The sequence below is a fragment of the Sphingomonas sp. R1 genome, from assembly GCF_025960285.1.
Classification (GTDB): Bacteria; Pseudomonadota; Alphaproteobacteria; order Sphingomonadales; family Sphingomonadaceae; genus Sphingomonas.
Map to the genome: position 1 here is coordinate 2870591 of NZ_CP110111.1, position 10681 is coordinate 2881271.

At 66.5% G+C, this 10681-nt stretch carries 10 protein-coding genes; 9 read left to right on the forward strand and 1 reads right to left on the reverse strand.

What is annotated here, in order from left to right:
- Positions 1 to 170 precede the first annotated feature (170 nt).
- The 8 genes from OIM94_RS13740 (at position 171) to OIM94_RS13775 (ending at position 9489) form a co-directional block, all read left to right on the forward strand.
- Positions 171 to 1673: a DEAD/DEAH box helicase gene (locus OIM94_RS13740; RefSeq protein WP_264607271.1), complete on the forward strand. Its 1503-nt coding sequence runs from the start codon at positions 171 to 173 to the stop codon at positions 1671 to 1673.
- A 292-nt stretch (positions 1674 to 1965) separates the two neighbouring features.
- On the forward strand, positions 1966 to 2682 hold the full coding sequence (locus OIM94_RS13745) for a PEPxxWA-CTERM sorting domain-containing protein (protein WP_264607272.1): 717 nt from the start codon (positions 1966 to 1968) through the stop codon (positions 2680 to 2682).
- 235 nt (positions 2683 to 2917) lie between these two features.
- Positions 2918 to 3472, forward strand: coding sequence for a F0F1 ATP synthase subunit delta (locus tag OIM94_RS13750; RefSeq protein WP_264607273.1), 555 nt, complete (start codon positions 2918 to 2920; stop codon positions 3470 to 3472).
- A gap of 11 nt (positions 3473 to 3483) precedes the next feature.
- Positions 3484 to 5013 carry a F0F1 ATP synthase subunit alpha gene (atpA, locus tag OIM94_RS13755; protein ID WP_141988118.1) on the forward strand — a complete coding sequence of 510 codons (1530 nt, stop codon included), beginning with the start codon at positions 3484 to 3486 and terminating at the stop codon, positions 5011 to 5013.
- 14 nt (positions 5014 to 5027) lie between these two features.
- Positions 5028 to 5903 (forward strand): F0F1 ATP synthase subunit gamma, encoded by an 876-nt coding sequence (locus OIM94_RS13760; protein WP_126000590.1) that lies wholly within the window; start codon positions 5028 to 5030, stop codon positions 5901 to 5903.
- Positions 5904 to 5930: 27 nt separating this feature from the next.
- A complete protein-coding gene (atpD, locus tag OIM94_RS13765; protein WP_264607274.1) occupies positions 5931 to 7403 on the forward strand; it encodes a F0F1 ATP synthase subunit beta in 1473 nt (490 codons plus the stop codon).
- Between the two features lie 48 nt (positions 7404 to 7451).
- Positions 7452 to 7703 (forward strand): ATP synthase F1 subunit epsilon, encoded by a 252-nt coding sequence (locus tag OIM94_RS13770; RefSeq protein WP_264607275.1) that lies wholly within the window; start codon positions 7452 to 7454, stop codon positions 7701 to 7703.
- Positions 7704 to 7935: 232 nt separating this feature from the next.
- Positions 7936 to 9489: a CpaF family protein gene (locus tag OIM94_RS13775; protein ID WP_264607276.1), complete on the forward strand. Its 1554-nt coding sequence runs from the start codon at positions 7936 to 7938 to the stop codon at positions 9487 to 9489.
- Between the two features lie 137 nt (positions 9490 to 9626).
- On the opposite strand, the gene OIM94_RS13780 is transcribed toward OIM94_RS13775, so the two are convergent.
- Complete coding sequence (locus tag OIM94_RS13780; RefSeq protein WP_264607277.1) at positions 9627 to 9815, reverse strand: hypothetical protein; 189 nt, start codon at positions 9813 to 9815, stop codon at positions 9627 to 9629.
- Between the two features lie 51 nt (positions 9816 to 9866).
- Between OIM94_RS13780 and OIM94_RS13785 the strand changes: the two genes are divergently transcribed.
- Complete coding sequence (locus OIM94_RS13785) at positions 9867 to 10679, forward strand: class I SAM-dependent methyltransferase (protein WP_264607278.1); 813 nt, start codon at positions 9867 to 9869, stop codon at positions 10677 to 10679.
- Positions 10680 to 10681: the final 2 nt, after the last annotated feature.

Genomic DNA, 10681 nt, shown 5'->3' on the forward strand with positions numbered 1-10681 from the left:
TTACATGCAGCGTGATCGGCGGTGCGTGCCCATCCAGGGAAAAAGCGCCGCTCGGCTCTGCCTCGTCCTTACCGGCTTCCCAAATCACGCGGGGCGTCACTTGTTGACCCCGCCTACGCGCGCGCCCTTCGAAGATGCGCGTGCGCCGGCCCATTTGTAAGGGTTTTTCCATGTTGTTCAAAGACCTCGGCCTTTCCGAGACCGTCCTCGCTGCGCTTTCGGCGAAGGGCTATAGCGAAGCTACGCCGATCCAGGCGCAGTCGATCCCCGCGCTGCTCGAAGGGCGCGACCTGCTCGGCATCGCCCAGACCGGCACCGGCAAGACCGCCGCGTTCATGCTCCCCTCGATCGATCGCCTCGTCGCCAGCGGCAAGCGTGCCCAGCCGCGCGGCTGCCGCATGCTCGTCCTCGCGCCGACCCGCGAGCTTGCCGCGCAGATCGCCGACAACGCCAAGCACTACGCCAGCGGCACCGGCCTGCGCATCGCCACCGTGTTCGGCGGCACTTCGGTCCACAAGAACAAGACCGATCTGGCGCGCGGCGTCGACATCCTCGTCGCCACGCCGGGCCGCCTCGTCGACCTGCTCGACCAGTGCTACATGATCCTGCTCGGGATCGAGATCCTGGTGCTCGACGAAGCCGACCAGATGCTCGACCTCGGCTTCATCCACGCGCTGCGCCGCATCGTGAAGGAACTGCCGGCCAAGCGCCAGTCGCTGTTCTTCTCGGCGACCATGCCCAAGACGATCCGCGAGCTGGCCAGCCAGTTCATCCACAATCCGGTGGAAGTGAAGGTGACCCCGGTCGCCACCACCGCGGAGCGCGTCGAGCAGTTCGTCACCTATGTGAACCAGACCGAGAAGCAGGCGCTGCTGACCATGCAGCTGCGCAACCCGGACATCGACCGCGCGCTGATCTTCACCCGCACCAAGCATGGTGCCGACCGCGTCGTGCGGCTGCTCGCCGGCAACGGCATCGCCGCCAACGCGATCCACGGCAACAAGAGCCAGCCGCAGCGCGAGCGGGCGCTGGGCGAGTTCCGCTCGGGCAAGGTCAAGCTGATGGTGGCGACCGACATCGCCGCGCGCGGCATCGACGTGTCGGGGGTGAGCCATGTGTTCAACTTCGAGCTGCCGAACGTGCCCGAGCAATATGTCCACCGCATCGGCCGCACCGCGCGCGCCGGCGCCGACGGCATCGCGATCAGCTACTGCGCCGATGACGAGCGTCCGTATCTGAAGGACATCGAGCGGCTGACCCGCCAGAAGCTCACCGTGCAGCCGCTGCCGGAGAACTTCATGGCCGAGGCCGACAAGATCAAGTCGACCCGCTCGCCGATGCCGGCGAGCCGCGACGAGCAAAACGGCCGCAACGGCCGCGCGATGCAGCATGCCTCGGGCCGTCGTGGCGACGGCCAGCCGGCGCGTGGCGGTCGCGGCGGGCCGCGCAGCGATGCGCCGCGCGGTGGCGAGCAGCGCCGGGCCGAAGGTCCGCGCGGGGAGCAGCCGCGTCGCCAGGAAGGTGCCGGTCACGCCGGTGCTGGCGCCGGTGCCGGTCGCGGTCCGGGCGCGCCGAAGCGCAAGTTCAACGCACGCCCGGCGGGCAGCGGCCAGGGTCGTCCCGGCGGCAATCGCGGCCAGGGCCAAGGCGGCGGCGCAGGTCGCTCGCGCTGAACACTAAGCTCCTCCCCGGCACGGGGAGGGGGACCATGCGCAGCATGGTGGAGGGGCCGCGCCGAAAGGCGCGGTCTTTCGCGTTCTGAGACAGGGGACACCGCCGCGTGCCGCGGCGACCCCTCCACCACCGCCTTTGGCGGCGGTCCCCCTCCCCGTGCCGGGGAGGAATTTAAAGGGTCCGTCCCATCCCGGCACGGCTGTGCCAAAGCCGGTCATTCACCAATTTCAATAATCTAGCGGACGCCTCCTGCGCGCGATAGCGCTCGTTCCACTCAACGGGTGGGAACAGATGACGATGCGTACTGCACTGATGGCCGCTGCTCTGGCGCTTGGCGCCGTGACGCCTGCCGCGGCACAAGCCACGGTGGTGATTACCGGCATCGACGACAACCCGGGCTACCTCAAGGGCGACCTGATGGTCTACACGCCGACCGGGTTCCGTGGCACCGATCCGGGCATGAGCCGGTTCCGCTTCACCGGCACCGAGAATGGCAAGGCCGTCGAGTTCCTGACCTATTGCGTGGCCGCCTTCACTGGCCTTGGCGAAGGCAGCTTCGAGCGCGCCGACATAGCATCCGTGCTGAGCGACTCCACCCGCCAGCAGCAGCTTCTGACGCTGCTCACCCATTCGGACCTGCTGCTCGGCAAGGAGACCGACCTGCTCGCCCAGAAGACCATCTCGGCCGCCACCCAGCTGGCCGTGTGGGAGATCCTGGAGGAGCATGGCGGCAGCTACGACACCACCGGCGGCCAGTTCTACACCACCGGCGGCAACAGCGACGACGCGCGCGCGCTGGCAAACGACTATCTGACGCAGATCACCACCGGCGGCTGGACGGCGATCGCCGGTCACAAGCTGCAGGTGCTGTTCTCGAACGACCAGCAGAGCCAGGTCTTTCTCACCGCGGTGCCCGAGCCCGCGAGCTGGGCGACGATGATCGGTGGCTTCGCGCTGGTCGGCGGCATGTTCCGCCGCCGCCGCGCCGCGGCGTATCGCGTCGCCTGACAGCGGCTAACCGCATGATTTCGGGGCAGGCGAGCGCATCGCCTGCCTTTTTTCTTGGGTGCGTCGCAGCACGTCCAAATCCAAAGATGAAATGGGCGTGTGACGTTTCGGCGACTCGGGTTGCATCCCTCGAACCGCGATGCTAGCAGCCCGGCAACCCATCGGGGGCGCAGTATGCGTCGCCCCCCTTTTGTGCATGGGGTCACTTCCGACCCTCCGAGAGGAAACGAATCGCGTGGAGAATTCCGGCGGTATTCAGGCCAGCCTAAGCGGACGCTACGCAACCGCGCTGTTCGAGCTGGCACGTGACGCCAAGGCCATCGAGGCCGTCGAAGCCAGCCTTGCGACCGTGCGGGCGGCGCTCGACGAATCGCCCGAGTTCAAGGCGCTGACCACCAGCCCGCTGATCGGCCGCCAGGTCGCCGGCAAGGCCGTGGCCGCTGCGGCGGGCGCGATGGGCCTGGATGCGACGACGACCAAGTTCCTCGGCGTGCTCGCCGAGAACCGCCGTCTGGCACAGCTGCCGGCGATCATCCGCACCTTTCGCGCGCTGGCCACCCGCCACCGCGGCGAGACGACCGCGGAAGTGACCTCGGCACACCCGCTCGATGCCGAACAGGTCGATGCGCTCAAGCAGCAGCTCCGCACCCGTATCGGCCGCGAGGTCTCGGTCGACCTGTCGGTGGACCCCTCGCTGCTCGGCGGCCTGGTCGTGAAGATCGGCAGCCAGATGATCGATTCGTCGATCAAGACCCGACTGAACTCCCTCGCGCACGCGATGAAAGGCTGAAGGCTAAGAAGATGGATATCCGCGCCGCAGAAATCTCGAAGGTCATCAAGGACCAGATCGCCAATTTCGGCACCGAAGCGCAGGTTTCGGAAATCGGCCAGGTGCTGTCCGTCGGCGACGGCATCGCGCGCATCCACGGGCTGGACAATGTCCAGGCCGGCGAGATGGTCGAGTTCGCCAATGGCGTGCAGGGCATGGCGCTCAACCTCGAGGCCGATAACGTCGGCGTCGTGATCTTCGGCTCGGACGCCGAGATCAAGGAAGGCGACACCGTCAAGCGCACCGGCACGATCGTGGACGTCCCCGTCGGCAAGGGCCTGCTCGGTCGCGTCGTCGACGGCCTGGGCAACCCGATCGATGGCAAGGGCCCGATCGAATATACCGAGCGTCGCCGCGTCGAAGTGAAGGCGCCGGGCATCATCCCGCGCAAGTCGGTGCACGAGCCGGTGCAGACCGGCCTCAAGGCGATCGACGCCCTCGTGCCGATCGGCCGTGGCCAGCGCGAGCTGATCATCGGCGATCGCCAGACCGGCAAGACCGCCGTCGCGATCGACACCTTCATCAACCAGAAGGGCCCGAACAGCTCGGGCGACGAAGGCAAGAAGCTCTACTGCATCTACGTCGCCGTCGGCCAGAAGCGCTCGACCGTCGCGCAGATCGTCCGCCAGCTCGAAGAGAATGGCGCGATGGAATATTCGATCGTCGTCGCCGCGACCGCGTCTGAGCCGGCCCCGCTGCAGTTCCTCGCGCCCTATACCGGCTGCGCGATGGGCGAGTTCTTCCGCGACAACGGCATGCACGCCGTGATCGTGTATGACGATCTTTCGAAGCAGGCCGTCGCCTATCGTCAGATGTCGCTGCTGCTCCGCCGTCCGCCGGGCCGCGAAGCCTATCCGGGCGACGTGTTCTATCTCCACAGCCGCCTGCTCGAGCGCGCCGCGAAGATGAACGACGCCAACGGCAACGGCTCGCTGACCGCACTGCCGATCATCGAGACCCAGGCGGGCGACGTGTCGGCCTATATTCCGACCAACGTGATCTCGATCACCGACGGCCAGATCTTCCTCGAGACCAACCTGTTCTACCAGGGCATCCGTCCGGCGATCAACGTGGGTCTGTCGGTGTCGCGCGTGGGTTCGTCGGCGCAGACCAAGGCGATGAAGAAGGTGTCGGGCTCGATCAAGCTCGAGCTCGCCCAGTATCGCGAAATGGCCGCGTTCGCGCAGTTCGGTTCGGACCTCGACGCCTCGACCCAGAAGCTGCTCAACCGCGGTGCGCGCCTGACCGAGCTGCTCAAGCAGCCGCAGTTCAGCCCGCTGTCGTTCGAAGAGCAGACCATCTCGATCTTCGCCGGCACCAACGGCTACCTCGACAATGTCGCGGTCAAGGACGTGGTCCGCTTCGAAGCCGCGATGCTCGCGCACTTCCGTTCGCAGCATGCCGAGGTGCTCGCCGAGATTCGCGATACCAAGGCCTTCGAGAACGGTACGCGAGACAAGGTGAAGGGCGTGCTCGACGCCTTCACCAAGACCTTCGCCTAAGGGACTGCCGCCGGATGGCCAACCTCAAGGAACTCAAGGGCCGGATCGCCTCGGTCAAGTCGACCCAGAAGATCACCAAGGCCAAGCAGATGGTGGCGGCGGCGAAGCTGCGGAAGGCGCAAGCCGCCGCAGAAGCCGCCCGTCCCTATGCCCAGCGCCTTGAGGGCGTGGTCGCCAGCCTCGCCAGCAAGGTGGGGGCGAGCGACAATGCACCGCGTCTCCTCGCCAGCACCGGCAAGGCGGACACGCAGCTCCTCATCGTCGCCAATGGCGACAAGGGCCTGTCGGGCGCGTTCAACGCCAACATCGTCAAGGCGGCGATTCTGAAGGCGCGCACGCTGATCGCCGAGGGCAAGACGGTGAAGTTCTACCTCGTCGGCCGCAAGGGCCGCGCGGTGATCGCCCGTACCTTCCCCGGCATGATCGTCGGCCAGTTCGACACCACGGCGGTGCGGACGCCGGGCTATGACGAGGCGCGCGCGATCGCCAAGGACGTGACCGACCGCTTCTTCGCGGGCGAGTTCGACGTGGCGACCCTGTTCTACTCGCACTTCCGCTCGGCGCTGGCACAAGTGCCGACCGAGCAGCAGCTGATCCCGGTCTCGGTGCCGGAGACGACGGTGGCGAGCGCGGGTGCGTCGGTCGAATATGAGCCGGACGAAGAGACGATCCTCGCCGATCTGCTGCCGCGCAACCTGACGGTGCAGATCTTCAAGGCGCTGCTGGAGAACCAGGCCAGCGAGCAGGGCGCGTCGATGACCGCGATGGACAACGCCACGCGCAACGCCGGCGACCTGATCAACCGTCTGACGATCCAGTATAACCGTTCCCGCCAGGCCGCGATCACGACCGAGCTGGTGGAAATCATCTCGGGCGCCGAAGCGCTCTAAAAGCTGCACGAAGCAAGGAAAGCAACAATGGCAACCGCCGCTGTAGACACCACCCCGACCACGGGTACCAACAATGTCGGCCGCATCAGCCAGGTGATCGGCGCGGTCGTCGACGTGACGTTCGAGAACAACCTGCCGGCGATCCTTTCGGCGCTGGAGACCCAGAACAACGGCAACCGCCTGGTTCTCGAAGTCGCGCAGCATCTGGGCGAGAACACCGTCCGCACGATCGCGATGGACGCGACCGAGGGCCTGACCCGCGGCCAGACCGTGACCGACACCGGCAACCAGATCCAGGTGCCCGTCGGCCCGGCGACGCTCGGCCGCATCCTCAACGTCGTCGGCGAGCCGATCGACGAGCGTGGTCCGGTCAGCACCGATCTCCGCGCGCCGATCCACGCCAAGGCCCCCGAGTTCATCGAGCAGTCGACCGACAGCGCGATTCTCGTCACCGGCATCAAGGTGATCGACCTGCTCGCGCCGTACGCGAAGGGCGGCAAGATCGGCCTGTTCGGCGGCGCCGGCGTGGGCAAGACCGTGCTCATCCAGGAGCTGATCAACAACATCGCGAAGGGCCATGGCGGCACCTCGGTGTTCGCAGGCGTGGGCGAGCGTACCCGTGAGGGCAACGATCTCTATCACGAGTTCCTCGACGCCGGCGTTATCGCCAAGGACGCCGACGGCAACGCCATCACCGAGGGCTCGAAGGTTGCCCTCGTTTACGGTCAGATGAACGAGCCGCCGGGCGCCCGCGCTCGCGTCGCGCTGTCGGGCCTGACGATCGCTGAATATTTCCGCGACGTCGAAGGCCAGGACGTGCTGTTCTTCGTCGACAACATCTTCCGCTTCACCCAGGCGGGCGCGGAAGTGTCGGCACTGCTCGGCCGTATTCCGTCGGCGGTGGGCTATCAGCCGACCCTGTCGACCGACATGGGCGCGCTGCAGGAGCGCATCACCTCCACCACCAAGGGTTCGATCACCTCGGTGCAGGCCGTGTACGTGCCCGCCGACGATCTTACCGATCCGGCGCCGGCAACCTCGTTCGCCCACTTGGACGCGACGACCGTGCTCAATCGCGCCATCTCCGAGCTGGGCATCTACCCGGCGGTGGATCCGCTCGACTCGACCAGCCGCGTGCTCGAGCCGCGCGTCGTCGGCCAGGAGCATTACGAGACGGCACGTGCGGTGCAGGCCATCCTGCAGAAGTACAAGTCGCTGCAGGACATCATCGCGATCCTGGGCATGGACGAGCTTTCCGAAGAGGATAAGCTGACCGTCGCCCGCGCCCGCAAGATCCAGCGCTTCCTCAGCCAGCCGTTCCACGTCGCCGAAGTGTTCACCGGCATTCCGGGCGCCTTCGTGCAGCTGGAAGACACGGTGCGCTCGTTCAAGGCGGTGGTCGACGGCGAGTATGACCATCTGCCGGAAGCGGCCTTCTACATGGTCGGCGGCATCGACGATGCGATCGCCAAGGCGAAGAAGCTCGCCGACGAGGCGTAATTGACTCTCGCCCCTCTCCTTCGGGGGAGGGGCTTAGGAAGAACCGAGATGCTGCACTTCGAACTCGTCACCCCGGAACGTCTCGTCCGCTCGGAAGAGGTCCATATGGTCGTCGTCCCCGGCAGCGAGGGCGATTTCGGCGTGCTCGAAGGCCATGCGCCGATCATGTCGACGATCCGCGACGGCAATATCGAGCTGTACAAGGCCGGCGCCACCACGCCCGAGCTGATCCGCGTCGAGGGCGGTTTCGCCGAGGTCAACGAGCGCGGCCTCACTGTGCTGGCCGAACGCGCCGAATAACATTGCTTGGCTGGGACGGCCCAGCCATCCAACGCTTCCATCGTCATCCCCGCGGAAGCGGGGATCCATTCGCGCCAAAGCGTCGGCTCGTGCCGAGACCGCACAGGCCAATGGGTCCCCGCCTTCGCGGGGATGACAGCGTTTAGGGCATCTGGTTTCCCACCCCCCATAGTTAGCCAATTCGCAAGGCTTCTCCTTTACTCCTCGGCACTTCCTTGGGGACGAAGGTTCGATGAGCGCGTTCGGGCGTCGCAACGGCATGACAGGCGGATCCGGTGGCCGACCGGCCTTCGGAGTCGCGCGGCCGATGCAGGGCGGCGGATTCCAGCGCCCCGATCCGATCCCGCTGGGGGGAGAGCAGTTCCCGCCGCTCGACTCGGTGCCGCTGCCCGGCCAGAGTCTCTATGACCCGATGCTGGAGCGCGACCCGCTGGGGCCCAGTGCCGCCAGCGCCGATGCGATGCAGCGGCTTGCCGATCGCCAGGCTGCCCCGGTCGACCTTGGCGGCGCGCGCAACGAGGGCTTCGAGGCGTCGATCCACCGGATCAAGGAACAGGTGCTCCCGCGCCTGCTCGAGCGCGTCGATCCCGAGGCGGCGGCGACGCTGACCAAGGACGAGCTGGCCGAGGAATTCCGCCCGATCATCGGCGAGGTGCTCGGCGAGCTCAAGCTCACGCTCAACCGGCGCGAGCAGTTCGCGCTCGAAAAGGTGCTGGTCGACGAGCTGCTGGGCCTGGGGCCGCTCGAGGAATTGCTAGCCGATCCCGCGGTCAGCGACATCATGGTCAACGGCCCCGAGCAGACCTATGTCGAGCGCAAGGGCAAGCTCGAGCTCGCCAACATCAATTTCCGCGACGAGGAGCACCTGTTCCAGATCGCGCAGCGCATCTGCAACTCGGTCGGCCGCCGTGTCGACCAGACCACCCCGCTCGCCGACGCCCGCCTCAAGGACGGCAGCCGCGTCAACGTGATCGTGCCGCCGCTCAGCTTGCGCGGCACCGCCATCTCGATCCGCAAGTTTTCCGCCAAGCCGATCACGCTCGACATGATGGCCAAGGGCGGATCGATGTCCGAGAAGATGGCGACCGCGCTCAAGATCGCGGGGGCCAGCCGGTTCAACATCGTCATCTCCGGCGGCACCGGCTCGGGCAAGACGACGATGCTCAACGCGATCTCGAAGATGATCGACCCCGGCGAGCGCGTGCTGACGATCGAGGACGCCGCCGAACTCCGCCTGCAGCAGCCGCACTGGCTGCCGCTGGAAACGCGGCCCGCGAACCTCGAGGGGCAGGGCGAGATCTCGATCCGCGACCTCGTCAAGAACGCGCTGCGCATGCGCCCGGATCGCATCATCCTCGGCGAAATCCGCGGCGCCGAGTGTTTCGACATGCTCGCCGCGATGAACACGGGTCATGACGGATCGATGTGCACCCTCCACTCGAACAGCCCGCGCGAGGCGCTGGCCCGGATGGAGAACATGGTGATGATGTCGGACATCAAGGTGCCCAAGGAAGCAATCAGCCGCCAGATCGCCGACTCGGTCGACCTGATCATCCAGGTGAAGCGCCTGCGCGACGGCAGCCGCCGGGTGACCAACATCACCGAGGTGATCGGCATGGAAGGGCCGGTGATCATCACCCAGGAACTGTTCCGGTTCGAGTATCTCGATGAGGGTACCGACGGGAAGATCATCGGTGAGTATCGCTCGATGGGGATGCGGCCGTACACGCTCGACAAGGCGCGCCAGTTCGGCTTCGATCAGGCGCTGCTCGAGGCCTGCCTGTGACATTGTCCTCCCGTTGCAGGCAGCGCCGTCGCATTTAGCCAAAGGACGTCGTCGTCCCCGCGAAGGCTTTTCCGATGCGGCCGGCCCCTGGCTTCGTATGCGATAGCCCGCCCTTGCAGGGGAGGATCAACCCAACTTCACCCCAGATGCAGCGCGACGCTCACCAGCAGCAGCGCCGCGAACAGCCCGGCCATCTGGATCGCCATCCACGGTACCCAGCCCACCCGTTCCAGGTCCCGCCGCTTGCGCCTGCGATGTTCGGCCAGCCCGGCGAGGATCGCGATTCCCAGCGCAACCCCGGCGCCAATCCAGAATTGTAGTTGCATCGTCACCTTGTTGCGTCACAGTCGCGCACCGATAGCAGGGAGCCATCGTCAATGCGCCATCGTCTACTCGGCGTCGCCGCCGTTACCACCCTCGCCGCCGTCGCCAGCGTTGCCGCGCAGCAGCCCGCGTCGTTGCGCCAGGCCATCGAGAATGCCGTTGCGGCACCGAGCCGGACGCCCGCCAATACCGCACGCGACAAATATCGCCACCCGGCCGACACGCTCGCGTTCTTCGGCGTGAAGCCCGGCGACACGGTGGTCGAGATCTGGCCGAGCGGCGGCTGGTATACCGAGATCCTCGCCCCGCTCACCAAGGGCAAGGGCACGCTCTACGCGGCGGTGCCGAGCGGCAATGCCAAGGGCATCGAAGCGCTGAAGACCAAGGACGCAGCGCTGTACGGGCCGATCCGCGTGGTCAGCTTCCCGGCCGCCGCGGGGCAGGCCAAGGTCCCCGACGGCACTGCCGATGTGGTGCTCACCTTCCGCAACGTCCACAATTGGCGGATGGGCTACCAGCAGAGCGGGCAGGATTATTCGCCCGAGGCGTTCAAGCAGATGTTCGCGATGCTCAAGAAGGGCGGCACGCTCGGCATCGAGGACCACCGCCTGCCCGAAACCGCCAGCGACGAGCGCGAGACCAAGAGCGGCTATATCAAGGTCTCCACCGTCCGGCGGCTCGCCGAGGCGGCGGGCTTCAAGTTCGTCGGCGCCTCCGAGGTCAATGCCAACAAGGCCGATCCCACCGACTGGCCGAACGGTGTGTGGACGCTGCCGCCCACCTATGCGCTGAAGGATCAGGATCGCGCCAAATATGCGGCGATCGGCGAGAGCGACCGCATGACGCTCAAGTTCCGCAAGCCCTGAGC